Source organism: Ruegeria sp. TM1040 (genome assembly GCF_000014065.1).
Classification (GTDB): Bacteria; Pseudomonadota; Alphaproteobacteria; order Rhodobacterales; family Rhodobacteraceae; genus Epibacterium.
Genome location: NC_008044.1, coordinates 2,020,838 through 2,045,792 on the forward strand (window position 1 = coordinate 2,020,838; position 24,955 = coordinate 2,045,792).

Here is a 24,955-nt window from a genome sequence, read left to right on the forward strand (position 1 = left end):
TTACTCCACAACCTTGGGCACAGCAAAGAAGCCTTCGCGGGCATCTGGGGCATTGGCCAGCACTTTGTCCTGCTGGTTGCCATCGGTGACCACATCCTCGCGGCGCTTGAGGCGCTGCGGGGTGACGGAGGTCATCGGCTCGACACCCTCGACATCTACTTCGTTCAGTTGCTCGATGAACCCGAGGATCGTGTTGAACTCCTCTGCCAGCGCAGGCAGAGCGTCCTCTTCGACCTTGATCCGGGCCAGTTTGGCCACTTTCGCGGCTGTGCTTTGGTCAATCGACATCAATAACCCTCATCTCGTCTTGTCCACGCGTTTACCGCTCGCGCCAGCGCGCCGCAAGCCTGCCTTGGGATTTCTCCGCCAGCAGATGAAAAACGCCGCATCAAAGCGCCCCGCAGGCCGCAGACCCCAAGGCGCATGAAAGCCCAGAGTGACGTTTCGAGCTGTTTCGCATCGGGCTTTGCCCGATGCGACCCGCGCAGACAGCAAAGCTGTCCGCGCGCCAGCCTCAATTGGTCAAGCCTCGCAACCGATAAAACGGGCTCGCCCCGGACCCAAGCGCGGGCGCCCTCCTCCCGTTCTTCGGCATTTCTATCAAGGGCTTGCAGAGATGCATGGATTTTCTTGAATGTCGTGATAAGGGTGGATCAGGACTCACTCCACTCATTGCAGACACAACGCGGGGAATGGCGCATGAAACTGATCTGGCTCGGTCATGGCGGCTTTCGTCTGGAAACAGGCGAGACCACCCTTCTTATCGACCCTTGGCTCACCGGCAATCCGATGCTCGAAGACAGTCAACATGACGCGGCAACCCAAGGGGCCACCCATATCCTGTTGACCCATGCGCATTTTGATCATGTGGCGGATGTGCTGGAGCTGGCAAAACACCTCTCGGTGCCGATCGTTGGCCAATATGACCTGATGGGATATTGGGGCGAAACCGAAGGCGTGCAGACCGTGGGCTTCAACAAGGGCGGCACTGTCACGGTCGGGGACACGCGCGTCTCAATGGTGCCGGCCTCCCATTCCAACACGTTTTCCACCCGCGACGGGCTGCGCACTGCGGGCAGCGAAGTGGGCTACATGATCCGGGCAGAAGGGAAGACGCTCTATGTGTCGGGCGACACCGACATCATGGCCGACATGGACTGGATGGGGGACTACTACAAACCCGAGATCGGCATTCTGTCGGCGGGGGGGCATTTCACCATGGATATGAAGGCCGCCGCCTATGCCGCGCAACGCTATTTTGCCTTTAAAACGGTCATCCCCTGCCACTACCGAACATTTCCATTGCTGGAACAGAGCGCACAAGACTTGATTGATGGGCTTCCCGGCGTCAACGTCATCGAGCCACAGATTATGAAAGACATCGAACTCTAATGCCTGCCAACGATTTTACCACAACCGAATACGCCCGCAGACTGGAAAAGACCCGCCGCGCCATGGCCGCAAAGGGTCTTAAAACACTGGTGATCTGCGATCCCTCGAACATGGCATGGCTCACCGGATATGACGGCTGGAGCTTCTATGTGCCTCAGGCCGTGATTCTCCATGAGGACGGCATGCCCATGTGGTGGGGCCGCACCCAGGACAAACCCGGTGCGGCGCTTACGACCTGGCTTGAGGCGGATCATCTCTTTGACTGGCCCGAAGAACACGTCCAGCACCCGGATCACCACCCGTTTGACTCGCTGGTGGATCTACTGCGGGAATTTGGCTGGACCGAGGCCATTGGCGTCGAAATGGACAACTACTATTACTCGGCGCGCAGCCACGAGATCCTCGAGACCGCCTTTGGTCGCGATGCTTTTGCCGATGCTACCGGCCTTGTGAACTGGCAGCGCGCCGTCAAGAGCGAGCAGGAACTGCAGCTGATGCAAGCCGCTGGTAAGCTCTCGGCGCATATGCACGGGGTACTGCGCGCGGAATTCAACGAAGGCATCGCCAAGAACGCGCTGGTGGCGCGGGTGCAGGCCGCAGGTATCGAAGGGCTGCCGCTTCTGGCGGGCGACTATCCGGCAATCTCGCCGATTGCGCCCTCGGGGATCGAGGCCTCAGCCTCGCATATCACCTGGAACGACCGCCCCCTGGCCCCCGGCGAGGCAACCTATTTCGAAATCTCGGGATGTGTGCGCCGCTATCACTGCCCGATCAGCCGCACGCTGTTCCTCGGGAGCCCGCCCGAAGACATCCGCCGTGGTGAAAACGCGATCCTGCAGGCCATCGAGGACACCTTTGCCGTCGCCAAACCCGGTGTCACCTGCGAAGAGGTTGCGGCCTGCGTCTATGAGAGCTTTGGTCGCGCGGGCTACATCAAGGGCAACCGCACCGGGTATCCCGTGGGCCTCAGCTATCCGCCGGACTGGGGCGAGCGCACCATGTCACTGCGTCCGGGTGACACTACCAAGCTTGAGGAAAACATGACCTTCCACCTGATGCCGGGTCTCTGGACACCCGATTGGGGCATGGCCATCACCGAGACCTTCGTGGTGACCCCCAATGGCGGTGAGCCTCTGGCGGATGTCCCGCGTGAAATCGTGGTGAAATAATTCGTCGCTTTCACCAGTCGGTTACACTGACAGGCGGGTGATCTCCCGCCCGTCAGCGTTGTTTATAAAAAACCACACTTCCCGTTGGGCCAAGCGCCGCGCGCCCAAAGGGCGCGCGGCGCGGGTCGCTTTGGGCACAGCACAAAGCGACACCCTCAAATGACACCCTCGACGTGTCTCTAATCCCTTGGCTTCAAACCGCAGGAGTTCGGCGTGCTGATCAGACCGGTTTGGCAAAACCCTGACGAGCTGCGGCCGCGATCGGGCGGCAATAGCAGCCCTCCGCGTGGTCATTCACCAGCCCCATGGCCTGCATGAAGGCAAAACAGGTCGTAGGTCCGACAAATTTCCAGCCGCGCGTCTTCAGCTCTTTTGACAGGGCCACCGATTCAGGACAGGTCGAGACCGTCTGCGGCTCGGGTGGGGTCTCCACCTCGTAACGCCAGAAAAACGCCGCGAGCGCGCCCTCGCTTTGCTCCATCTCCACCGCACGCGCTGCGTTGTTGATCACCGCCTCGATCTTGCCGCGATGACGAATGATCCCCGCATCTTGCAGCAGCGCCGCGACCTTTTCAGGTCCGTAGGCCGCCATCGCGTGATAGTCGAAACCATCAAAGGCAGCGCGAAAATTCTCGCGCTTGGCTAGGATCGTGCGCCAGCTCAGCCCAGATTGGAAACTCTCAAGGCAGATCTTTTCAAAGAGCCGCCGGTCATCCCCCACGGGGAAACCCCACTCTGTGTCATGGTAGGCGTCAAACTCCGGGGCCGAGGCAGACCAGGCGCAGCGCGTGCGGCCATCCCCGCCTGTAACAACGCGGCTCATGCCGCCACCTTGAGGAATGAAAGCCGCGGATCCGCCTGAGAGGGGGTGAAGGCGGTGATATCCACCGCAACCAGCCCGTCGCGCACAAAAGGATCTGTCGCAAGTCTCTCCTCCAACGCGGCGCGGTCCTCGCCAACTGCCAGGATCAGTCCACCCGGTCCATCATCCAGCGCGCCCGCCAGAAGGAAGACTCCGTCTTCAAATCCCTGCGCCAGCCAAGCCTTGTGCGCTTCAAGCACGCCAGAGATACGCTCCCTGTCTGCGGTCAACTTCAAACAGATCACAAACATGGTGATCCTCCTTCGTGTTATGAATTGTATCTCAGGCGGGCGCGGCGATCTGTTGACGCGCCCAGTCTGTCATCTGCTGCACCTCTGCCTCGATCAGTGCCGGATCCGCAAAAGCCTGCGCCAGTGCCGCGACGCCCTGGCTGCGCCCCATCAGATGAGTCGCCAGCGCCTCGGCGTCCTGCGTGCGACCGGCGCGGCGAAACTCCTCGGCAAGCCAGTCGATAAAAAGCCGGAATAGCTCTGCCGCATGCGTATGTGCGACATGCTCGAGCTTTGAGAGCTCGCTTACCAAAGTGCCCACCGGGCAGCCCCAAGCCATGATCTTGCTGCGGTTCTGAATCAGAATCCGGATGAAACAGATGATGCGATCAAGCGGCGTGTCGCTCTCGGTTTCCCAGGCGCGCAGCATCAACGCTGTGCGCTCCAGCCGAAGGTCGATCACCGCCTCAAGGATCTCGTCTTTGGTCTTGAAATGATAATAGAAATTCCCGCGCGACAGGCCGAGAGGTGCCGCGATGTCGGCCAGGGACGTGGCCTCAAAACCGCGCGTGTAGAACAGCTCATCCGCCTGCGCGACAATACGCTCTCTGGTCTGGGCCATGGGTACACATCCCCTCAAAAGTTCGGCAACATCACCAATTGGCAGGCGTTGATCGTTATTAGGTCACTCGTCCTAGACCCCTTTAGGGCAAGTGGCCTAATTTAGCAATCCGTCTTGTGAAACCTTCAGCATCTGTCGCAGCAGCAGGCGCTCCCGGGGGTTTTCCTCACCGGACCACAGCATCGACAGCAACACCTTCAGGATCGCCCAGTGCAGCTGCGTGCTGGCGCCGCATCCCGCGACCTCTCCCCATTTGCGCGTTCGAGAAACAAAAGGCCTGTTGCCTCGTTGCTCAAGTGCCCCGCCGGATAGTGTTTCAACGCGCCCCAATCGCCAGAGCGCAACCGCACCTTCCAGACCTGCGCGTGCCGGGTGCCCGCAACCCAATCAGGATCTCTGAGATCAAAGCGCCGCAAGAGCGCCTCGGGCGGCGGCCTCATTTGCGGCGTAGCGCAAAGAACGCGCGCAACAGCGCCTCGGATTGGGCCGCCGAGAAGCCCTCATAGACCTCGGGCGCATGATGGGACTGCGGATGGTCGAACACACAAGCGCCATGGGCAACTCCGCCAGATTTCGGATCAGAGGCACCGTAATAAACGCGCGCGATGCGGGCCGCTGCAATGGCAGCCGCACACATGGCACAGGGCTCCAGCGTCACGTAAAGATCATGCCCCAAGAGCCGCTCGCTCCCCAGTGCGGCGCAGGCGGCGCGGATCGCCAGCACCTCGGCATGGGCCGTCGGATCATTGAGTTCCCGGGTGCGATTTCCCGCCCGCGCGACGACCTTGCCCTCTGGGCTCACCAGCACCGCGCCTACGGGCACTTCGCCACGCGCGGCCGCTGCGCGCGCCTCGTCGAGCGCCTCTGCCATGAAGGATCGAAACTCCACCTCTGCGTTGCTCCTTTTGTCGCCCGTTCCAATGCCCGTTGGCACGCTCCGGCCCCATCATCGCGGGACGTCCGTGCGGCTGGCCGGTGTAATGGATGCTTTCGCCGCTCTCGCGAATAGGCTATGGCAGCGCCATGAGCAAGAAAACCCCATCCAAACCGCCCGCGCGCCGCGCCGCCAACGCTGCCCGGCCAAAGGCCACCCCCTCCGCGACGCCGCGCGCACACAAGGGCCTGCAGGCAGGCGCACCCGCAGACGCGCGGCCCTCGCAAGACGGTGACCGCATCGCCAAGGTGCTGTCGCGCGCAGGCGTGGCCTCTCGTCGCGAGGCGGAACGGATGATTGCGGAGGGTCGCGTTGCGGTCAATGGCAAGGTCATCGACAGCCCCGCGCTCAATGTGACCAATCTGGATCGCATCGTGGTGGATGGCAATCCGCTGCCCGAGGCCGAGGCCCCGCGGCTTTGGCTCTATTACAAGCCCAACGGGTTGGTCACCACGACCTCCGACGAGAAAGGGCGCAAGACGATCTTTGACGCATTGCCCGAGGACCTGCCGCGGGTGATGACAGTGGGCCGGCTTGACCTCAATTCCGAAGGCCTGCTGCTGCTGACCAACGACGGCGGCGTCAAACGCCAGTTGGAGCTGCCCTCGACAGGCTGGCTACGCCGCTACCGCGTGCGGATCAATGGCCGCCCGCAGGATCATGAATTTGACGTGCTGCGCAAAGGCGTGGTGATCGACGGCGAGCGTTTTCAGCCGATGACCATCTCGCTCGATCGCCAGCAAGGCGCCAACGCATGGCTCACCATCGGGCTGCGCGAAGGCAAGAACCGCGAAATTCGCCGCGCCATGGAAGAGGTTGGCTATCCGGTAAACCGGCTTCTGCGGATCTCTTATGGGCCGTTCCAGCTCGGCACGCTCAAGGAAGGCGAAGTAGAGGAGTTGCGCCCACGCGTGGTGCGGGATCAACTGGGTCTCGCCGCACCCGAAGGGGATGGCGAAGCCAAGAAGAAACCCACCCGCCCCGGACGCGGCCCGCGCAATCCTGGCGCAAAGACTGCTGGAAAAGGCATCGGCGCGCCCAACGCTCGCCCGACAGGTAAAGGCGCAGTCAAAGCCCCCGAAGGCAGAGTTTTTTCTGGCAAGACCTTCTCGGGCAAAACCACCGGCAAAACCGCTGGCAAACCTGCGGCTCATAAGGGCCAGGGCGGCAAACCCTCGGGTCCCAAGAGTTTTGGGACCAAACAGGGCGGCGGCTCGGGCGCGCGAGGATCCGGTAAACCCAATGGCGCATCCGGTGGGGCATCCGGCGGCAAATTCAGCCCCGGCGGGCGCCGTTTTGGCAAAAAACCGCAGGACTGAGCCCCCCTTGCCGGACTTCCCCCTAGCAGGAGCGCCTGCAATCTCCTAGGTTTCAAGAGGTTGGGGAACGTTTTTGGGGGCGAAAGAGGTGCAAACCGTCGCATATGTCGCGCTGTTGATCCTGATGCTTGGCATCGGGACCGGCTGGATTGTCGGGGTCTGACGCATGGCTCAGCGGTTTGGCGGCAAATACAGCCCCTCTGGTCAAGATGGCGCACGCCCCGACGGACGCCCGACCAGCTCTTCTCGTATGACGGCGACCGCGCGGGTGAACCCTGTGGGGCTCCGCGCCAATCTGATGTTTGTGCCTGCGGCCGTGATGATGCTCTTCTCGCTGGCCTCGGGCGCCGCCGGTCTGGTGCTGGGCTTGATCAGTGCAGGGCTCTGGGCGGCAAGCGCCGTGATGCTGCGCGAGGGCCTGAAGGCCGAAGCCGCCTATGACGACCGCAAAGTGGCGCGCCGCCCTGCCCTGCCGCGCAAGATCCTTGCCGCCAGCCTCTGCGGTCTGGGCGGCGCGGTCGGCGCGTGGTCCAGCGAGCCGGGCGTGATCACTGCTGCGCTTTATGGCGTCGCCTGCGTTGGGCTGCATCTTGCGGCTTTTGGCCTTGATCCCCTCAGCGACAAAGGCGTCGAAGGCATTGATGACTTCCAAAGCGCCCGCGTCGCGCGCGTGGTCGATGAGGCCGAAACCCATCTGGCCGCCATGAAAGACGCCGTACTGCGCGCCAAAGACCGCTCGGTCGAGCTGCGCGTGGACCAGTTTCAGGCGGTCGCACGCGATCTGTGCCGCACTGTCGAAGAAGACCCCCGCGACCTGACCGCTGCGCGCAAGTACCTCACCGTCTACTTGCTCGGAGCGCGGGATGCGACGATCAAATTTGCCGATATCTTTGCCCGCAGCGGCAGCACCGAGGCGCGCGCCGACTACCTCGCGCTGCTCGACGATCTGGAACAGAATTTCGCCGCCCGGAATGAAAAACTCCTGCTGGAGGACCGGGGCGATCTGAATATTGAAATTGATGTGTTGCGCGCCCGGCTGGAGCGCGAAGGCGTCCAGTTGGACCGCCCCTCTTAACCTGACAGGAAAGGCCTGGCCGATGTCTGAAACGATTCAACAAAAAGCAGTAGAAGCCGAAACGCTGGTGAAGGAAGTAACCGAAGTGTCCCTGCCCGACCCCAAGGGCGAGCTGGCCACGCTCGAGGCCGCCGACCCGGAAACCACCACAGCGATCCGCCGCCGCATCGACGAGATCGACATGGGCGATACCAATTCGATCATCTCCTTTGGCTCTGCCGCGCAGGGTGAACTGCAACAGATCTCGCAGGCGATGCTGACGGATGTGCGCAACAAGGACGTGGGGCCTGCAGGTGACTCCCTGCGCGAGATCGTCACCACCATCCGCGGCTTTTCCGTCTCTGAACTCGACGTGCGCCGCAAACCAACCTTCTGGGAACGTCTTCTGGGGCGCGCGGCCCCCTTTGCCAAGTTCACCGCCCGTTATGAAAGCGTGCAGGGGCAAATCGACAAGATCACCGATAGCCTTCTGGCGCATGAGCATACGCTCCTGAAGGACATCAAGTCCCTCGACGTTCTCTATGAAAAGACGCTGAATTTCTACGACGAGCTGGCGCTCTATATTGCGGCGGGCGAGGCAAAGCTGGCCGAGCTCGACAGCACCGAAATCCCCGCGCTCGAGGCAGCTGTGGAAGCCGCGGCTGAGAACGATCAGGTCATCAAGGCGCAGGAGCTGCGCGACCTGCGCGCGGCCCGCGACGATCTGGAACGCCGCGTGCACGACCTGAAACTCACGCGTCAGGTGACGATGCAGTCCCTGCCCTCTATCCGACTGGTGCAGGAAAACGACAAGTCTCTGGTCACCAAGATCAACTCCACGCTCGTCAATACCGTGCCGCTCTGGGAGACCCAGTTGGCGCAGGCTGTCACGATCCAGCGGTCTGCCGAGGCCGCAAATGCGGTGCGCGATGCCAACAACCTCACCAATGAACTGCTGACCGCCAATGCCGCAAACCTGCGCGAGAGCAACAAGGTCATCCGCGAGGAAATGGAGCGTGGCGTCTTTGACATCGAAGCGGTCAAACAGGCCAATGCCGACCTGATCGGCACCATCGAGGAAAGCCTGCAGATCGCCGATGAGGGCAAGCGCAAGCGGGCCGAGGCCGAGGCCGATCTGAAGAAAATGGAAGCCGAGCTGCGCGACACGCTGGCAGCTGCCAAAGCGCGCAAGGATGGGGTCGGCGACACGGCGGCCACCTCGGTTCCAAAGTGAGCCTGCCCGCGTGAATCCCGACACCGATACCGTATTGAGGCCGCGCCCCTTGGGCGCGGTTCTCGCCATGGGGGCTGCGCTCTTGCTTGGCGGGTGTCTGGCGCTGGCGCCCGGCCCCAAGGACACGCCGCGCCCCACTCCACGCCCTGTTGCGCCGGTTTATACGCCGTCGGTGGAATCGCAGACCTTGGCGAAATACTATGCCGATCTCGAGCAGGATCTTTTGACCCGTGGGCTCTTGCGCACGGATGGCGGCGGGCCAGAGACGCCCTATGACGCCGAAGATCTCGCAGAACGCTTTGAAACCCTTGCGTTTTACGACGAATACGCGAGCGCCACTGATGGCGGTGCTGGGGGTATGGGACGCTGGGAACGGCCCGTGCAGCTGGTCCCTGTCTTTGGCCCGTCGGTGACGCCGGCGCAGGAAGCGCGTGACCGCGCCTCCCTGACCGCCTATGCCGCCCGGCTGGCACGGATCACCGGGCATCCGATCACCGTCGGCACGAGCGGCAACTTTACCGTGCTCTTTGCCGGTATTGATGACGCGGATTTTGTCGAAACCAAAGTGCGCCGCCTGCTGCCAAACCTGTCGGACCGGGATGTGGCACTCTTTGCGACACCGCCGCGTAAATTCTATTGTCTGGTGTTTGCAGGCGGCCCCCAGAGCGATCCGCTGAACTACACCCGCGGTGTTGCCCTGATCCGCGCGGAGCAGCCCAATTTGATGCGGGAGAGCTGTATCCACGAGGAAATCGCCCAGGGGCTTGGGCTGCGCAATGACAGCCCCAAGGCACGGCCATCGATTTTCAACGACGACGACGAGTTTGCCCGCCTCACCAGCCATGATGAGAAACTCTTGCAGATGCTTTACGACCGGCGTCTTCGGGTCGGAATGAGCGCAGAAGAGGCCCGCCCGGCCATCGAACGCATGGCCCGGGAGGTCATGGGAGAGCTCTCAAACTAGAGAACGTCAGACCAACGGGGCCTCAACCCTGCGGGATCTCATTGACATGATCGGGCAAATGATATCCGCGCTGCACGGCCGGACGGGCCGCAATGGCCTGGTACCATCTGCGCACATTGGGGAAATCGCGTAGATCGATGTCCTGCCATTCATAGCGCGACACCCATGGCCAGCAGGCCATATCGGCAATCGAATAGTCGTTGACGATATAGTCACGCCCCTCAAGACGGCGATCCAGAACGCCGTAGAGACGCCGCGCCTCGGCACCATAGCGCTCCTCTGCATAGTCGGAGGCGCCACGGTTGTACTTTAGGAAATGGTGCGCCTGCCCCAGCATCGGTCCAAAACCAGCCATCTGCCACATCAGCCATTCATAGATCTCGATCCGCTGTTCAGGCGGCAAGAATTGACCATGTTTTTCAGCAAGATAAATCAGGATCGCGCCTGACTCCATCAAGGTGACACCGGTCTCTTGATCGCGGATGGCCGGGATCTTGTTATTCGGGCTGATCGCAAGAAACGCGGGCGCCATTTGCGCGCCCGTCGCAATGTCGATCGCATGTGCGGTATAAGGTACGTTCAACTCTTCGAGCAGGATGGAGACCTTGCGCCCGTTGGGGGTGTTCCAGGTGTATAGGTCGATCATGAGGGTCTCCGCGAGTCGTTTCTGCAGCGCAGAGTGACGCGACCCGAGGGGCCGCGTCAATCAAGTCACCGTCACGAATTGTTTGGCGCACCCAGAGGCAGAACGTGCCTCAGGCGTTTGCCTTGCCCTGTCCTTCGGCGCGTACAGCCGAAAGCGACTGGTTTGGGGTCAAGGCTTCGGGGTCAACCACAATCTCGATCATGTAGCCGCCCTTGGTTGTGCGGGCGCGCTCCAACGCCGCCGGGAAATCCTCGGTGCGGAGCACCCGTTCCCCCGCGATCCCAAAGGACGCGGCATAGGCGACAAAATCGGGGTTCACCAACTTTGTGGCCATGACCTTGCCGGGGTGATGGCGTTCCTGATGCATGCGGATGGTGCCGTACATGCCATTGTTTACGACAACATAGATGACATCAGCACCATGCTGCGCCGCGGTGGCCAGCTCTTGCGAGGTCATCATGAAACACCCATCGCCTGCCATCGCAACCACAGTGCGGTCGGGATGCGCGAGCTTGGCCGCAACCGCCGCCGGTACACCATACCCCATGGAGCCGCTGGTGGGCGCCAGTTGCGTGCGATAGGCGCGGTGCTGATGGAACCGGTGCAGCCAGACTGTATAGTTCCCCGCCCCGTTGGTGTAGATCGTGTCCTCGGGCAGCGTTTCGCTCATGTGGCGCACCACATGGCCCATGTTCACATCCCCTGGCACCTCGGTTGGGGTCTGAAAGGCGAGGTAATCCGCTCGCTGCTGCTGCACCCAGTCGGCCCAGCCTTCGGGCTGGCTCGGCAGAGTAATCGCCTCGGCGGCGTCAAAGAACAGCTCAGGGTCGGACTGGATCGCAAGATCGGGCTGATAGACTTGTCCCAACTCCTCAGCACCCGGATGCACATGCACAAAGGTCATCTGCGGATGCGGAATATCGATGAGCTCGTAGCCTTGGGTCGTCATCTCGCCAAGGCGCGGGCCAACCGTTATCAGAAGATCAACCTCTTCACGCAACCGTTTACGAAGATTGGGAATTGGGGCGATGCCAACCGGGCCGACATAATTGTCGTGACCGTTGTTTACATAGTCCTGACTGCGAAAGGATGTCGTGACCGGCAGGCCCAAACGCTCGGCAAAGGCCAGCGCTTTGTCTGCACAGGCCTCGCTCCAGCTTGGCCCGCCTACCATCAGCATCGGCTTTTTGGCACGGGCGATCATAGCCGAGAGTGCCTCGATGTCATGCGCGGCAGGGGCCGGACGCGCGGGCGGCGTCACGCGCAGATCTGCGACCGTGACCTCATCGGTCAGCATGTCCTCTGGCAGCGCCAAAACCACCGGCCCGGGACGACCAGAAAGCGCGGTTTTCCAAGCGCGCGCCATATATTCTGGGATGCGGGCTGCATCATCGATCTGCGCTACCCATTTGGCCATCTGGCCAAACATGCGCCGGTAATCAATCTCTTGGAACGCTTCGCGATCCACCATCTCGCGCCCCACCTGCCCGATCAGAAGGATCATAGGCGTCGAGTCCTGAAACGCGGTGTGGACCCCATTAGAGGCATTGGTCGCTCCCGGCCCGCGTGTCACAGCACAGATGCCGGGCTTTCCGGTCAGCTTACCATAGGCATCGGCCATGTTTGAGGCACCGGATTCGTGGCGACAGGTCACCACGTTGATGCTCTCCTGGTGGGCGTGAAGCCCGTCCAGCAACTCCAGATAACTCTCACCGGGGACGCAATAAATCGTGTCTGCCCCTAGAATCTGCAACTGATCTGCAAGAACTCTGCCACCGCTACGACGCGAGGCGGATGCGGGCTGTGCTGTGTCGCTGGACATCTGTTCGTCTTCCTCTCCTGAACGGCGCGATCATATCCATTGGCGGGCTCAATCCTAGCCCCGCCGAAGGTGGTTTCGCCAAATTTACGGAAAGTTCGTCAAAGTGACGAATACACACCCCATGTGTCGTCATGGCCTTGGGAATGACTGTGGATAAGACATGCGGATCTGAGGATATCTTATGAATTTTAACTAAATTGCAACCACTTGAGGGGCGTTCTCAAAGTGGAAAAATCCATACTGTCCTTCGAGACAAAAACCGAAGCTGATTTTGCCCTCATTTGACCGTCTCAGAAGCGCGCGAACTGTCCGATCCGGACCCAAATAACCGCAATTTTCCGCGTTCCGCAACTGAATCCCCAAAACCTCGAAATTGTATAAATTTGTAAACTTCTTTCGACTTTGAGCGGAATTACTCCAGAAATTGTATGATTAGGAGAACGCCCAGTCGTGCCAAAAGGCATCGTTTGGCCGCAAAATACCCGCCTCTTCGAGGCAAAGGTACAACCACATTTTCCTTAAGAAGACATAACCGCCGTCCACAGGCCGGGGCAGGATGGCGGCCAATGGATCAAAGTTCGCGGAGGTACTGCATGACCGCCGGTCGCACCGTTTGATCACCGCGATGACGCGCATCAGAGATGATCTTGCGCAGTTCCCCAAGATCCACGCGCATCAGCAGAGATTTGACCGGGCCGATCGAGGCCGGACGCATCGAAAGGGTGCGAATTCCCATGGCTGCAAGACACACGGCTTCGATCGGGCGGCCGGCATCCTCACCACAAAAGCTCAGCGGCGTGCCGGAGATGTCGCAGCGTTCCACGATCCGCTCGATAAAGCTCAGGAAGCTCACGTTGAGCGTGTCATAGCGCCGTCGCACCCGTTCGTTTTCACGGTCCGCCGCAAAGAAGAACTGCTTGAGATCATTGCCGCCAATCGACAGAAAATCGACTTCCTCAAAGAACTTGAGCGGTGCAAACCCAAGCGATGGGGTCTCCAGCATGGCGCCGATCTCGAGCGTGGAGGGCAGAACATGTCCCAAACGGCGCTCGCGTTCGATGGTCTTGTTCACCTCCTCGCGCGCGAGGCGGTATTCCTCGAATTGTGCCACAAATGGGAACATCACCGTAAGAGGCCCGCCGTTGGCCGCGCGGATCAGCGCCTGTAGCTGCATCCGCATCACACCGGGTTTGTCCAATCCAACCCGAATTGCGCGCCATCCCAAGGCTGGGTTCGGCTCGTCGGTGGGCTTCATATAGGGCAGAACCTTGTCGGACCCGATGTCGAGGGTGCGAAACACCACCCGTTTGCCACCTGCAGCCTCCAGCACACGCTGGTAGAGCCCCTTGAGCTCGGAGCGTTTGGGCATCTGATTGCGCACCAGGAACTGCAGCTCAGTGCGAAACAGACCAACCCCCTCTGCGCCAGAATTCTCGAGCGAAGGCAGATCTGCCATCAACCCTGCGTTCATCATCAGGTTAATTCTTTTTCCATCGACCGTTATCGCAGGTTTCTCACGTATCGACGAATACCGTTCCTGGGCCTTCGCTTGCATCGCAATCTTATCGCGAAAGGCGCTGACGACAGGATCATCGGGGCGCAGGTGCACAACAGCGTTGTCCCCGTCCACCAAAACATGATCCCCATTCAGCCCTTCGGTAGTGATCCGGGCCACACGCACCACCAATGGGATCGCCAATGCCCGCGCTACAATTGCCGCATGCGAACCTACAGAGCCCTCTTCAAGGATAATTCCCTTCAAAGACCTACCATATTCCAACAATTCGGCCGGACCGATATTGCGCGCGACCAGGATGGGATTTTCCGGCAGTTCTGCGCCGGTATCCTTGCCCTGACCGGTCAAAATACGCAGCAGGCGGTTCGACAGATCGTCCAGATCGCTCAGGCGCTCACGCAAATACGCGTCCTGAACCTGCGCCATGCGGCCTCTTGCAAGGGATTGTTCTTTTTCAACTGCAGCTTCGGCGCTCAGGCCACGGGCAATGTCCTCTTCCATGCGCCGCATCCAGCCTTTGGAGTTGGCAAACATGCGATAAGTTTCAAGGACCTGTGCCTGTTCCTTGTCACCGTTCGATGAGACCTGCAGCATCTTGTCGACACCCACCCGCAGCTCCTCAACGGCCTCCTGCAGGCGCTCCAGCTCCCGATGCGGATCGTCCGCAATCGGGTTCGTCACCACAACGCGGGGCTCATGCAGCCAGATATTGCCCTCGGCGGCCCCCTCCTGCGCGGCGATACCCTTCAAGAGCACAGATTGCTGGTGCAGGGGCGACATGGCAGAGCCCTCGCCCACAAAGGCCCCAAGTTCGGTCATCTCGGCGATAACCATTGCAACAACTTCAAGGGCATAGACCGCGTCCGCGGAATATTCGCGGCTTTCCTTGGATTGCACCACAAGAACGCCCATCATCTCGCCAAGGCGCTGGATGGGGATACCCAGGAATGAGGAGAAGCGCTCCTCGCCGGTTTCCGGCATATAGCGAAAGCCCCGCGCGCTTGGCGCATCGGGGGTGTTGATCACCTTGCCCGTGCGCGCCACACGCCCCACAAGCCCCTCGCCCACGCGCATGCGGGTCTGGTGCACGGACTCGCGGTTGAGCCCTTCGGTGGCGCAGAGTTCGAGCGTATCTTCGTCGCGAAACAGATAGATAGAGCACACTTCGGTGCCCATACTGTCGGCTATCAGCTGCGTAATCTTGTCGAGGCGCGCCTGTCCGGCGTCATCCCCTGCCATGGCCTCGCGCAGACGACCCAGAAGCTTGCGGCTTTCGGATTCCGTGTTCTCAACCATGTGGGCCCTTTCCCGGGTTTCTTCTTCGACACTGCGGATGCCCTGTTTCTCACCCGCTCGCGGTCCGGCGTTCTGAATAGCAGATGACGCTTATGCGCATCAACTGCGAACACTGCACCGCAAGGTCAAAGGCAATGTGTCGGCAGACCGGGGCGCTTGCAAGAGGTTTTCCTGCTTCCGCGGCGTTGCCGGAGAAGTTTGCCCAAGAGTTCGGCGCGGTCGTTTCAACCTCGCATCCTTAGCTGCACTGCAGCAAAGAGAGTGAGTAAACTCAATGAATTAGCCCGAAACAAAAAACGCCGAAGGTCTCCCTCCGGCGTTTCTGTCTTTGCACAAAAGTCGTGATCAGCTGGCTTTGTCGAGCTCAAAGGCGTCGTGCAGGGCCTGCACGGCGAGCTCCATGTATTTGCGGTCCACCAGCACCGAAATCTTGATCTCGGAGGTGGTGATCACCTTGATGTTGATGCCCTCATCCGAGAGGACCTTGAACATCTTGGCGGCCACACCGGACTGCGATCGCATGCCGATGCCCACCACCGAAATCTTCGCAACACCGGTGTCCGCCACGAGTTCAGCAAAGTTCAGCTCGCCCTTCTCTTTGTAGGCGTTCAGGGCCATTTCCGCGCGCTGTACCTGATCCGTGGGGCAAGAGAACGTCATATCCGTGCGCCCATCTTCAGAGATGTTCTGCACGATCATATCGACGTTGACGCCGGCATCCGAGAGGCAGCCAAAAATGGTCGCCGCGATGCCCGGACGGTCCGCGACCGAAAGACAGGTCAGTTTGGCCTCATCCCGCGAGTAGGCAACGCCGTTAACAACATTGGATTCCATGATTTCCTCCTCGTCGCAGACCAGGGTTCCGGCCTCGTCGGACTGTTCTTCAAAGCTCGAGAGCACGCGCAGTTTCACCTTGTAGCGCATCGCCAGCTCGACGGAGCGGGTTTGCAGCACCTTGGCGCCCAAGGATGCCAGCTCCAGCATTTCCTCAAAGGCGATCTTGTCGAGCTTGCGTGCCTTTTCGCAGATGCGCGGGTCGGTGGTATAGACGCCGTCCACATCGGTGTAGATATCGCAGCGCTCCGCCCCGAAGGCCGCCGCAAAAGCCACCGCTGTGGTGTCAGAGCCGCCGCGCCCGAGGGTGGTGATGCGACCTTCGGGAGAAATCCCCTGAAAGCCCGCAACAACGGCCACTTTCATGCCTTCGCCGAACTTCTGGTTGATGTTCTCTGTGCCGATCTCTTCGATCCGGGCCTGGCTGTGGGCCGAGTTGGTCTTGAGCGGCACTTGCCAGCCCTGCCAGCTGCGCGCGGGCACGTCCATCTCTTGCAGCGTCAACGCCATGAGGCCCGCGGTCACATTCTCACCAGAGGATACAACCGCATCATATTCACGCGCATCATAGAGCGGCGAGGTCTCCCCCACCCAACCGACCAGCTCGTTGGTCTTGCCGGACATGGCGGAGACAATGACGATCACGTCATAGCCTTTGGCCACTTCGACACCAACGCGTTTGGCAGCGCGGCGAATGCGGTCCAGATTGGCGACGGATGTGCCGCCGAATTTCATCACAAGTAGGGGCATGAGGTGTGATTTCCCTCCGCTTGCGGGGTTAAGGTTCGCGCGTTCTTAGGCGAGCGCCCGCGCAAGAGCAAGATGGCCCAGCCCTTTATTTCAAGGCGCAGGGCGTTTTGAGCAACCTTCAGCCCCGGATTGGCCTAGCTGCGCCAGAAACGAACCGTCAGGATCGCATAAACCGCCATCAGCTCCAGTCGCCCGATCAGCATTGCGATGGCCAAAATCCACTTGGCGGTGTCATTGAGCGGGGCGAAGTTCCCCGCAGGCCCGATGATATCTCCAAGACCGGGACCGATATTGGCAACCGCTGTTGCTGCTCCCGAGATGGCGGTGATGAAGTCGAGCCCCGTCAGCGCGAGCGCCCAGGCCACGATGCCCAGCGTGATGACGAAGAACATGAAAAACGAGATCACCGAGCTTAGAACATCGGGCGTGACCGGTCGCCCCTCATAGCGCGGCACAAAGACCCCGTTGGGCGAGCGGATGCGCTGCACCTGCACCCTGATCGAGGCAAAGAGAAGCTGGTAGCGGAAGATCTTCACCGAACAGGCGGTCGAGCCCGCGCAGCCCCCAATGAGCCCGATAAAGAAGAAGATCATGATCAGGAACGGCCCCCAGGCCATGTAGTCGACACTGGCATAACCGGTTCCGGACATGATGGAGATGATGTTGAACAGGGCCTCGCGCACGGCCTGCTCGGGATGATGCGGAAAGATGGTCACAAGCACCCCGGCGGTGATGGCCACAAGCAAAAGGATCGTCGCCATGAAGGCCCGCACCTGCGAGTCCTGAAACAGCGGCAGGGTCTTGCCGTTGACCATCTGCACATAGCGCACAAACGGCAGAGCCGCGACCACCATAAAGATGGCGGCGGCATACTCCGCCGGACCGGAAAACGTGCCAAAAGACGCGTCGTAATTGGAGAACCCGCCCGTCGACATGGTGGTCATCGCATGCACCACCGCATCAAAAAGCCCCATACCCAGAACCGTGTAAACCAGCGCACAGACCAATGTGAGCACCAGGTAGATCACCGAGATCTGCTTGGCGATTTCCTGTGCACGCGGGAGGATTTTCCCCATCGTGTCAAAGGCTTCGGATTTAAAGATCTGCATGCCCCCAACCCGGAGCTCCGGCAGGAACACCATGGCGACCACAATGATACCAATGCCACCCAGCCATTGCAGGATGCCCCGCCACAGCAACAGACCACGCGGCAGATCATCAAGCCCCGAGATCACCGTTGACCCGGTGGTCGTCAGCCCCGACATCGCCTCAAAAAAAGCATCCGTGAAACTCAGTTCGGTTGCCCCCAGCATCAAGGGCAACGCGCCAAAAATCGGCAGCACCACCCAGACCAATGTGGTGAGCAAAAAGGTCTGGCGGATCGACAATCCCCGCCCTACCCCATTGGCGCAGGTCAAGGCCAAAACCCCTCCGACCAGAAAACAGAAGAGGGCGCTTTCGAGAAACACAGGCCACTCCCCCTTGCCATCGTAAAGATCAAGGAGGAGTGGGAAAACCATGGTGCCGCCCAAAATGACGACGAGCAGGCCAATGACATATCCGACGGGGCGCAGATCCAACATGACGGGCAGCGTTGGCAACCCCCGCTCGAACTGTCAAGCCAAAGCGATCACGACTCGCTCTTTGTGTCCTCTGTGTTGTGCGCCGCTGTCGCAGGCATCGCTGGCGGTGCCGACGGGGCGCGCGGACGTTTGCGCGCGGGCGCCTGCGTTGTGCCGGAGGCTGCAGCCGCGCCCTCGGGCCGGGACACGTCTTTCACCTCTGGCGCGGTTTTTTGTTCGGCTGCAGCGGGCGTATCCGCCTTGGCCTTTGTCGCGGGCGGGGTCTTGCGCGCAGAGCTTTCAGCAGGTGACGCTGGCGCGGCCACTGCGGTGGGTTGCCCCGACGCTGAGGCGGGCTGAGCTTTCGCTGCCGCAGCCTTTCGCGCCGTTGTCTTTCGAGCAGGTGCCTTTTGGGCGGGTGTTTTGGGGCCGGGTGTTTTGGGGGCGGGCGTTTGCGGCGCCGCAGTCTTTGCAGAGCTGGCCTTGGTCGACGTGGCCTTACTCGCAGTCGTCTTTCTCGACGTGGTCTTTGTGGACGCCGTAGGTGTGCTCACTTTACGGGCTGCGGGCTTGCGGGCCGCAGGTTTACGCGGCTCAGGCGGTTTCCGGGCGGGCGCAACTGCGTCCTCTCCAACTGCCGCCGTCGCATTTGGCAAGCCGCTGATCCATTCCTGTTGCGCTTTCAACAGCGCCTGCGTCATTTCAAGCTGACGCTGCGGCGCGTCTGCCGCCAGTGTTGCCAGCGCTCGCATCATTCTCAACTGCCGCCCCAGCGCATAGCCAGCCCATGCCTGCGGGGTGGTCGGGATGTCCTTAAAACCTTCAAACCGGATCATGAGATCTCCTCAGGGTCGATCATTGTCGCACATAAACAGGCCAGGCGCCCGCTCAGCCGACGCAAGCGCCCCCTTGCGACTCACGTTAACACGAGATCCCTTCGCAGCGGCAGAAAAATGCCGCACCGCGGCAAAAACAAGCCCATCCTCCCGGGAGGGCCTATGCTTTCATCTTTTTGAAAATACCTCGGGGAGCGCGAGGGGCAGCGCCCCTCGCATCCGACCCTAACCGCGATGGATCAAAGTCGAGAATAGCTGCGGGTCGAGGCTCGGCGCCGCAAACATCGTGCCCTGCGTCAGCACAGAGACCGCGTCATGGCTGTGCAGGCTTTCCTGATGGCTCGCCACAACCCGAAAATCCCCCACCCGCGCATCGCTCTGAAGCGCTTCACAAAAGAGGCGCGCCGCATCTTCCACAAAGATCGGATTGGCCGCGTTCAACTCCGCAAATGCCTGTTCGTCTTCGCGCTTCACCATCACCTGCGTCTCGGTCGGCACCGCGCGACGGCAATGGTCGATCAGATCCTCGAACCACAAACAGCCGCCATCCTGTTCCATCTGCACGGAAATCCGCGCAACAGAGCGCTGCGAGTGCGGGGTCGCCAGCTGTCCACGCGCCTGACGGGCATGTTCCGAAAGCTCAAGCGAGCACGGGCAGGTCGAAGAATAGACATAGTCCAGATGCACGATGCGATGGCGTTGCCCAGCCATCTGCACCAGTTCCAGCGCCACGTCGTAATACTGATAGCCCGAAAGACCCGAGCGCAGGCTCTGCACCTTCACAGGGAAGGAAAACCGCATCTGCAGCCGCGCGTCGCCACTCTCAAGATCGCTCAGATAATCCTCAAGAGCTGCTTCCATCACGTCGAAAGAAAAGACCTTCTCAGCATGTTTGTAAAAGCTGCGCATGATGCGCGACATGTTGATGCCTTTTTTCTCCGCATCCAAGCTGACGGTGCCGGTTACGCTGGTCTCGAGCGTCAGATCACCGTTGTCCCGCGTATGAAACCGGATCGGCAGGCGGAAATTGGAGATACCGACATGCTGGATCTGCTCCTTGGCGCCGCGGATCAGGCTGGAAGGGCCGTTCTGAAGATCCGGGAGCGTGGCGCGGTAGGACTCGTTTGCATCAAAGTCGTCCGGGTACTGGCGCTTGAGGTCGGGGTAATTCTGCAATTCCTGCCCGGGCAGCAGGCGCGCAATCGCAGGGTCGAGCTGCGCCACTTCGGTCTCGCTTGCTTCGCCCGCCCAGCGCCGCAGCACCGCAAGCGCTTGTTCCGCGTCCGAGCGATCTGGCGTTTCGTTTACATCACGAGAATGAATATTCATAACCCGTACTCCTGTCCCAGCAGCAAATGCCTGTTCACAATCATCTAGGGTAGTACGTCAATAAACACAAAGTAGATCACCAAAAAACGCCCCAAAAGGTCACTGATCTGACCTTTTGCACCAAAGTGGGTCCGGACATTTTATGTCAAACTCCAAATGTGGCGGCGCCCCGCGGGGCGCGAGCCACACGAAGCTCCAGGGTCACGCCAGCGTTTGCAGCGCCTGTGACAGATCCGCGATCAGATCATCCGCATCCTCAAGCCCGACCGAAAACCGCACCAGACCATCGGTGATCCCGAGTTCTGCGCGCTGCGCCTCGGAAAGACGTTGGTGCGTGGTGGTGGCCGGATGGGTGGCAATGGATTTGGCATCGCCCAGATTATTGGAGATCACCGGAATGGAGAGCGCATTGAGAAAGGCGAAGGCCGCCTCCTTGCCGCCCTTGAGGTCGAGCGACAGCACCGTCCCACCCTTGCCTCCAAGCTGGCGCTGCACCAGCGCATTCTGCGCGTGGGTTTTCAGGCCCGGATAGATGGTGCGAGCCAAGACTGGATGGCTCTCAAAGGCCTCGGCGATCTTGAGCGCGCTGGCAGCCTGAGCATTGACGCGCAGATCAATGGTCTCAAGCCCCTTGACGAACATCCAGGCATGAAACGGGCTCAGCGAGCCACCGGTATGTTTCATGTAGGGTTCGAGCGTGCCGCGAATGTAATCCTTGGTGCCAAGCACCACGCCGCCAAGCGCACGCCCCTGCCCGTCGATATGTTTGGTGGCCGAATACACCACCACATCCGCGCCTTGCGCGATGGCATTGGAAAACACCGGAGTAGAGAACACATTATCGACCACAACGGTCGCGCCGACCGCATGGGCGATCTCGGCAACGCCTTCAATATCAATGACTTCCAGCGTTGGGTTCGACATGCTCTCAAAAAACACGGCCTTGGTGTCCGGGCGCACGGCAGCGCGCCACTGGTCCAGATCCGTGCCGTCGACAAATGTCACCTCGACCCCATACCGGGTCAGGATGTTTTCGAGAATATAAAGACAGGACCCAAAGAGCGCCTTGGCAGAGACCACATGGTCGCCCGCTTTCAGGATCGACGTGAGCGCGCCATTCACCGCCGCCATGCCCGATGCGGTGGCAAAGGCATCCTCGGCCCCTTCTAAAAGGGCGATGCGCTCTTCAAACATTGCCACGGTCGGATTGCCATAGCGGGCGTAGATGAATTCATCCGCGCCGGTCTCGATGAACCGGGCCTCCGCCTGCTCTGCACTGTCGTACACAAACCCCTGGGTCAGAAAGATCGCTTCGCTGACCTCGTTGTACTGGCTGCGTCGGGTGCCGCCATGGACCAGTTTGGTGCGTTTGTTCCAGCTCTCTGTCATCGTCTTGCCTCCGCCGGTCAGCGCCCCTCGGGGCCGTGCCGCGCATAAAAAAACTCCCGTTCGGCCAAGCGAAAGGGAGTCCCGTCGTCCTGACCTCTTTAGCGGCTTGTTTTACGTGGCCCGCAATCCGGTAAACAAATCGCCACGGGGTCTTGATGGGCCAATGGAGGCCCCTTTGTGCCGCGCTCATACTCCCCCCTGCGCCAAGCGTCAAGAGGGCGGAGGTCGCCCGCCTCATGCGCTGCGCGGCATCGCTGGTGCCTGCAGCGCAAAAGAACCTGCAATCTCGCTGCGTGACACTGAAGCGCTCGACGCCTCTCTCTCGTGCCTTCGCCGGGCGCCTTAGGAAAGATCCGGTATCTGTCGCGGCATCTGCGAAGACGTCACCGCACCGTTACCAAGCCGTCACCCTGTCGTCACCACGCCCAGCTAGAGCAAAGCCAAAGTCATGTTCTGGGGGCAGTTATGGCAGTGATCCGTATCAACGCAGTCGGCGACACGCCGGTGGTGCACGCGCGCCCCGGCCCCCTCGAGGAGGAGATCGCACGCCTTGGACCGCTCGAGGGTCCGGTGATCGTCATGATCCACGGCTACAGCTACAAGCCGGGCCTGCCCGCGCATTGCCCACATCGCCACATCTTGTCTCTCGATCCCCACCACATGCCCTGGCTTGCGCCCTCCTGGCCGCGCCAGCTTGGTTTTGGCATGGGGCGCGGTGACGAAGGGCTTGCGGTGGCCTTTGGCTGGAACTCACGTGGGAGACTCGCCGCCGCGCAAGCCCGCGCGATCGACGCAGGGCGCGCATTGGCAAGGCTTGTCGAGGTGCTGCATCGCCAAGCACCGGCACGCCCAATCCACCTGATCGGGCATTCTCTCGGCTCAGAGGTGGTGCTCAGGGCGCTCAAGGATCTGCCGGTTGGTGCCGTTGAGAGGGTGATTTCTCTGAGCGGGGCCAGTTATCAGAGCGTGGCCACTTCAGCGCTTACGACGCCCGCTGGACGCGCTGTCGAGTTTTTCAACATCACCAGCCGCGAAAACGATACTTTTGATTTCCTGTTCGAAACCCTGACACGCAGGCCCAATCGCAATGATCGCGCCATCAGCAAAGGCATCTCTGCCCCCAATGCGGTCACGCTGCAGATCGACTGCCTCGAGACGCTGGAGCAGCTCTCGCGGATGGGCCACCCCCTCGGCCTGCCGGAGCGACGGGTGTGCCATCGGTCCACATATCTGCGGCCAGGGGCCTTGCGCCTCTACCGCCAGCTGATGCGGCATCCGGAACAAATACCTCTCACCCGCATCCAAAGCTCTGTACCCACAGCGCCCGAACCGCGCTGGTCCCGTCTCTTGCGCTTGCGCCCGCAGCCCGGTGCGGTGCCGATTTGGCAGCGGATCGAGCTGGGCTGAGCCTACGGCGCCCTTGATGCGAGCCTCCGGCGCGTCGGGAGCGCGCCCGCACCGTTTTGTCAGGGCAGAGCCAGGCTGGCGAAGGATCATGAGGCCGGGCGACCAGCGACGCCCGGTCACGATGCGCATCGCTCCCCCTCGGAGGCGGTCAATTCTCAGGCATAGATTCGGGCGACGCGCGCTCAGATGATGTGGCCTACTCGGCCTCGCCCTGTTCCTCGAGCCCGTAGATCTGGAACAGCCGAGCCTGAGTCATGAAGAACAGGAACATCGCAGCCGTCAGACCGAAGGTCTTGAAATAGACCCAGGTTTCCGTGCTCATCATGCGCCAGATCACCTCATTGGCGACCGCCAGCCCAAAGAAGAACGCACAGAGGCGACGTGTGAGGATCATCCACCCCTCGTCCTGAAGCGGCATCATCTCTTCCATCACCACACGCAGGTAACTCTGACCGCGCAAAAGCCCCACGCCCAGCATGCCGCCAAAGAGCAGGTAGATCATCGTCGGCTTCATCTTGAAAAAGCGCTCGTCGTTGAACCAGACCGAGAGCCCGCCAAAGACCACAATCAGCACCAGCGTCATCACCTGCATGCGCGAGAGTTTGCCCGTAAGCCGCCACAGGATCAGCGTCGAGAGGATCATCAGCGGTACAAAGCCTGCGGTCACAACGATGAACCCCTCATAGGAGGTGCCGCCGATCTCAAACACCTGATCCTTGAGCCTCAGATACGCCACGAAGAACAGAACAACCGGGCCGAACTCCAATAAGTTCTTGACCAGGGGGCTTATCTTGCGCGCCGCCGGGCTTGGATCACTTGTCTGTTCGCTCATTGCTGGCCTCTCCTGTCCCAAATCATCCCTCTCAGATGGCACCCTCAGCCCCCCATTTCAACAATCACCGCACCTGCAGCGATCAACGCCATCAACGCAATGCGGCGCGGACCTACGGTTTCTTTGAGAACCAGCCAGCCGATGAGGGCGGCAAAGACCGTCGATGTTTCGCGCAGCACCGCCGCCTCGCCCACCTTGTCGAGCCGGGTGGCCAGCATGATCGACCCAAAAGAGGCAAAGGCCACCAGCCCGCCGAAGAACCCGCGCAGCATCAACGGCCCAACAGTCGGACGATCTGTGCCCATGCGCCGCCAGCGCCAGTAGGCGTAGATCGGCATGGTCATGCCGTCGATCATGAAAAACCACGCCAAAAAGGTGAAGGGATCCGCCGTCGCGCGAATACCATAGGCGTCATATGTCGTGTAAAGCGCCACAAACAGGCCAGTTGCCAGCGCCAGCAGAAGCGCAATCCCCAAGGTCTCGCGCGCGGTGACCAGAAAAATATAGTTGTAAACCGCAAGACCAAAGATCCCGGCCAGAAGCACCCCGACCCCAAGCCATTGCACCAGCGTGAAGGTCTCCCCAAAGAGGAGATAAGCGCCAATGACCGCAAACAGCGGCCCGGTGCCGCGCACCACCGGGTAGACGACCGTATAGGCCCCCTTGGTATAGGCCATGGCCTGCAGGATCTTGTATACCACATGGATCGCCCAGACCCCGAGGAAAATCAGCCACATATGCGGCTCGGGCCAGGGCACCACAAAAAGCGCAAAGGGTGCGGCCATCAGCCCGTAAGACGCGTCGATTGCGCCCCGCGACAGCCAGGGATCATGGCGCCCTTTCTGAAGCGCGCCAAAGACTGCGTGTAAAAACGCGGCGGACACGGCAAGGATCAGCGCAACCTGATGCCCGGCTTCGGTTCCCTCAAGAGAGATCAACCACTCGCTCAGCATGCA

General features: G+C 60.7%; 22 protein-coding genes and 1 riboswitch. Of the genes, 7 read left to right on the forward strand and 15 right to left on the reverse strand.

What is annotated here, in order from left to right:
• Complete coding sequence (gene gatC / locus TM1040_RS14010) at positions 1-288, reverse strand: Asp-tRNA(Asn)/Glu-tRNA(Gln) amidotransferase subunit GatC (RefSeq protein ID WP_005679979.1); 288 nt, start codon at positions 286-288, stop codon at positions 1-3.
• A gap of 411 nt (positions 289-699) precedes the next feature.
• On the opposite strand from gatC, the gene TM1040_RS14015 reads away from it, so the two are divergent.
• Together TM1040_RS14015 and TM1040_RS14020 are read left to right on the forward strand one after the other, a co-directional pair.
• Positions 700-1,392, forward strand: a complete 693-nt coding sequence (locus tag TM1040_RS14015) for a metal-dependent hydrolase (protein WP_011539246.1) — start codon at positions 700-702, stop codon at positions 1,390-1,392.
• Positions 1,392-2,561 (forward strand): M24 family metallopeptidase, encoded by a 1,170-nt coding sequence (locus tag TM1040_RS14020; RefSeq protein WP_011539247.1) that lies wholly within the window; start codon positions 1,392-1,394, stop codon positions 2,559-2,561. The genes TM1040_RS14015 and TM1040_RS14020 overlap by 1 nt, the downstream gene beginning before the upstream one ends.
• Before the next feature lie 220 nt (positions 2,562-2,781).
• Here TM1040_RS14020 and TM1040_RS14025 read toward each other — a convergent pair whose 3' ends face one another.
• The 4 genes from TM1040_RS14025 to TM1040_RS14045 all read right to left on the reverse strand — a co-directional run bounded on the left by TM1040_RS14025 (position 2,782) and on the right by TM1040_RS14045 (position 5,164).
• A complete protein-coding gene (locus TM1040_RS14025; protein ID WP_011539248.1) occupies positions 2,782-3,384 on the reverse strand; it encodes a DNA-3-methyladenine glycosylase I in 603 nt (200 codons plus the stop codon).
• Complete coding sequence (locus tag TM1040_RS14030) at positions 3,381-3,674, reverse strand: YciI family protein (RefSeq protein ID WP_011539249.1); 294 nt, start codon at positions 3,672-3,674, stop codon at positions 3,381-3,383. The genes TM1040_RS14025 and TM1040_RS14030 overlap by 4 nt, the downstream gene beginning before the upstream one ends.
• Positions 3,675-3,705: 31 nt before the next feature.
• Positions 3,706-4,275: a TetR/AcrR family transcriptional regulator gene (locus TM1040_RS14035; protein WP_011539250.1), complete on the reverse strand. Its 570-nt coding sequence runs from the start codon at positions 4,273-4,275 to the stop codon at positions 3,706-3,708.
• Positions 4,276-4,711: 436 nt separating this feature from the next.
• On the reverse strand, positions 4,712-5,164 hold the full coding sequence (locus TM1040_RS14045) for a nucleoside deaminase (protein WP_044026823.1): 453 nt from the start codon (positions 5,162-5,164) through the stop codon (positions 4,712-4,714).
• Between the two features lie 95 nt (positions 5,165-5,259).
• Between TM1040_RS14045 and TM1040_RS14050 the strand changes: the two genes are divergently transcribed.
• The 4 genes from TM1040_RS14050 (at position 5,260) to TM1040_RS14065 (ending at position 9,780) form a co-directional block, all read left to right on the forward strand.
• Entirely contained in the window at positions 5,260-6,528 is a 1,269-nt protein-coding gene (locus TM1040_RS14050; protein ID WP_011539253.1) for a pseudouridine synthase, read from the forward strand.
• A gap of 166 nt (positions 6,529-6,694) precedes the next feature.
• On the forward strand, positions 6,695-7,603 hold the full coding sequence (locus tag TM1040_RS14055) for a 5-bromo-4-chloroindolyl phosphate hydrolysis family protein (protein WP_011539254.1): 909 nt from the start codon (positions 6,695-6,697) through the stop codon (positions 7,601-7,603).
• 22 nt (positions 7,604-7,625) lie between these two features.
• A complete protein-coding gene (locus tag TM1040_RS14060) occupies positions 7,626-8,816 on the forward strand; it encodes a toxic anion resistance protein (protein ID WP_011539255.1) in 1,191 nt (396 codons plus the stop codon).
• Between the two features lie 67 nt (positions 8,817-8,883).
• Positions 8,884-9,780: a DUF2927 domain-containing protein gene (locus tag TM1040_RS14065; RefSeq protein ID WP_084789049.1), complete on the forward strand. Its 897-nt coding sequence runs from the start codon at positions 8,884-8,886 to the stop codon at positions 9,778-9,780.
• Positions 9,781-9,802: 22 nt separating this feature from the next.
• On the opposite strand, the gene TM1040_RS14070 is transcribed toward TM1040_RS14065, so the two are convergent.
• The 8 genes from TM1040_RS14070 to metZ form a co-directional block, all read right to left on the reverse strand.
• Positions 9,803-10,426 (reverse strand): glutathione S-transferase family protein, encoded by a 624-nt coding sequence (locus TM1040_RS14070; RefSeq protein ID WP_044026827.1) that lies wholly within the window; start codon positions 10,424-10,426, stop codon positions 9,803-9,805.
• Between the two features lie 109 nt (positions 10,427-10,535).
• Complete coding sequence (locus tag TM1040_RS14075) at positions 10,536-12,248, reverse strand: thiamine pyrophosphate-binding protein (protein WP_011539258.1); 1,713 nt, start codon at positions 12,246-12,248, stop codon at positions 10,536-10,538.
• Positions 12,249-12,819: 571 nt separating this feature from the next.
• On the reverse strand, positions 12,820-15,060 hold the full coding sequence (ptsP, locus tag TM1040_RS14080) for a phosphoenolpyruvate--protein phosphotransferase (protein ID WP_011539259.1): 2,241 nt from the start codon (positions 15,058-15,060) through the stop codon (positions 12,820-12,822).
• Between the two features lie 345 nt (positions 15,061-15,405).
• Positions 15,406-16,644 (reverse strand): aspartate kinase, encoded by a 1,239-nt coding sequence (locus TM1040_RS14085; protein ID WP_011539260.1) that lies wholly within the window; start codon positions 16,642-16,644, stop codon positions 15,406-15,408.
• A 134-nt stretch (positions 16,645-16,778) separates the two neighbouring features.
• A complete protein-coding gene (locus TM1040_RS14090; RefSeq protein ID WP_011539261.1) occupies positions 16,779-18,227 on the reverse strand; it encodes a TrkH family potassium uptake protein in 1,449 nt (482 codons plus the stop codon).
• 47 nt (positions 18,228-18,274) lie between these two features.
• Positions 18,275-19,042 carry a hypothetical protein gene (locus tag TM1040_RS14095; RefSeq protein ID WP_011539262.1) on the reverse strand — a complete coding sequence of 256 codons (768 nt, stop codon included), beginning with the start codon at positions 19,040-19,042 and terminating at the stop codon, positions 18,275-18,277.
• 225 nt (positions 19,043-19,267) lie between these two features.
• The gene (folE2, locus tag TM1040_RS14100) at positions 19,268-20,371 is read right to left on the reverse strand and encodes a GTP cyclohydrolase FolE2 (protein ID WP_011539263.1); all 1,104 of its coding nucleotides are present in this window, start codon (positions 20,369-20,371) and stop codon (positions 19,268-19,270) included.
• 201 nt (positions 20,372-20,572) lie between these two features.
• Positions 20,573-21,760 (reverse strand): O-succinylhomoserine sulfhydrylase, encoded by a 1,188-nt coding sequence (gene metZ / locus TM1040_RS14105; protein ID WP_011539264.1) that lies wholly within the window; start codon positions 21,758-21,760, stop codon positions 20,573-20,575.
• A 77-nt stretch (positions 21,761-21,837) separates the two neighbouring features.
• Positions 21,838-21,916: riboswitch (SAM riboswitch) on the reverse strand.
• A gap of 309 nt (positions 21,917-22,225) precedes the next feature.
• Between metZ and TM1040_RS14110 the strand changes: the two genes are divergently transcribed.
• The gene (locus TM1040_RS14110; protein ID WP_011539265.1) at positions 22,226-23,167 is read left to right on the forward strand and encodes a DUF726 domain-containing protein; all 942 of its coding nucleotides are present in this window, start codon (positions 22,226-22,228) and stop codon (positions 23,165-23,167) included.
• 196 nt (positions 23,168-23,363) lie between these two features.
• Here the strand turns inward: TM1040_RS14110 and TM1040_RS14115 are convergent, their stop codons facing one another.
• Positions 23,364-23,999, reverse strand: coding sequence for an inner membrane-spanning protein YciB (locus tag TM1040_RS14115; RefSeq protein ID WP_011539266.1), 636 nt, complete (start codon positions 23,997-23,999; stop codon positions 23,364-23,366).
• A 44-nt stretch (positions 24,000-24,043) separates the two neighbouring features.
• Positions 24,044-24,949 (reverse strand): DMT family transporter, encoded by a 906-nt coding sequence (locus TM1040_RS14120; protein ID WP_044027212.1) that lies wholly within the window; start codon positions 24,947-24,949, stop codon positions 24,044-24,046.
• Between the last annotated feature and the right edge of the window lie 6 nt (positions 24,950-24,955).

What these genes read in the sequence shown, in the direction of transcription:
- TM1040_RS14055 (WP_011539254.1), top strand. Translation starts at nt 6,695, where the DNA reads ATGGCTCAGCGGTTTGGCGGCAAATACAGCCCCTCTGGTCAAGATGGC.
- ptsP (WP_011539259.1), bottom strand. Translation starts at nt 15,060, where the DNA reads ATGGTTGAGAACACGGAATCCGAAAGCCGCAAGCTTCTGGGTCGTCTG.
- TM1040_RS14070 (WP_044026827.1), bottom strand. Translation starts at nt 10,426, where the DNA reads ATGATCGACCTATACACCTGGAACACCCCCAACGGGCGCAAGGTCTCC.
- TM1040_RS14035 (WP_011539250.1), bottom strand. Translation starts at nt 4,275, where the DNA reads ATGGCCCAGACCAGAGAGCGTATTGTCGCGCAGGCGGATGAGCTGTTC.
- TM1040_RS14115 (WP_011539266.1), bottom strand. Translation starts at nt 23,999, where the DNA reads ATGAGCGAACAGACAAGTGATCCAAGCCCGGCGGCGCGCAAGATAAGC.
- TM1040_RS14110 (WP_011539265.1), top strand. Translation starts at nt 22,226, where the DNA reads ATGGCAGTGATCCGTATCAACGCAGTCGGCGACACGCCGGTGGTGCAC.
- TM1040_RS14095 (WP_011539262.1), bottom strand. Translation starts at nt 19,042, where the DNA reads ATGATCCGGTTTGAAGGTTTTAAGGACATCCCGACCACCCCGCAGGCA.
- TM1040_RS14090 (WP_011539261.1), bottom strand. Translation starts at nt 18,227, where the DNA reads ATGTTGGATCTGCGCCCCGTCGGATATGTCATTGGCCTGCTCGTCGTC.
- TM1040_RS14030 (WP_011539249.1), bottom strand. Translation starts at nt 3,674, where the DNA reads ATGTTTGTGATCTGTTTGAAGTTGACCGCAGACAGGGAGCGTATCTCT.
- TM1040_RS14085 (WP_011539260.1), bottom strand. Translation starts at nt 16,644, where the DNA reads ATGCCCCTACTTGTGATGAAATTCGGCGGCACATCCGTCGCCAATCTG.
- gatC (WP_005679979.1), bottom strand. Translation starts at nt 288, where the DNA reads ATGTCGATTGACCAAAGCACAGCCGCGAAAGTGGCCAAACTGGCCCGG.
- TM1040_RS14050 (WP_011539253.1), top strand. Translation starts at nt 5,260, where the DNA reads ATGCTTTCGCCGCTCTCGCGAATAGGCTATGGCAGCGCCATGAGCAAG.
- TM1040_RS14075 (WP_011539258.1), bottom strand. Translation starts at nt 12,248, where the DNA reads ATGTCCAGCGACACAGCACAGCCCGCATCCGCCTCGCGTCGTAGCGGT.
- TM1040_RS14065 (WP_084789049.1), top strand. Translation starts at nt 8,884, where the DNA reads ATGGGGGCTGCGCTCTTGCTTGGCGGGTGTCTGGCGCTGGCGCCCGGC.
- TM1040_RS14015 (WP_011539246.1), top strand. Translation starts at nt 700, where the DNA reads ATGAAACTGATCTGGCTCGGTCATGGCGGCTTTCGTCTGGAAACAGGC.
- TM1040_RS14060 (WP_011539255.1), top strand. Translation starts at nt 7,626, where the DNA reads ATGTCTGAAACGATTCAACAAAAAGCAGTAGAAGCCGAAACGCTGGTG.
- TM1040_RS14025 (WP_011539248.1), bottom strand. Translation starts at nt 3,384, where the DNA reads ATGAGCCGCGTTGTTACAGGCGGGGATGGCCGCACGCGCTGCGCCTGG.
- TM1040_RS14020 (WP_011539247.1), top strand. Translation starts at nt 1,392, where the DNA reads ATGCCTGCCAACGATTTTACCACAACCGAATACGCCCGCAGACTGGAA.
- metZ (WP_011539264.1), bottom strand. Translation starts at nt 21,760, where the DNA reads ATGACAGAGAGCTGGAACAAACGCACCAAACTGGTCCATGGCGGCACC.
- folE2 (WP_011539263.1), bottom strand. Translation starts at nt 20,371, where the DNA reads ATGAATATTCATTCTCGTGATGTAAACGAAACGCCAGATCGCTCGGAC.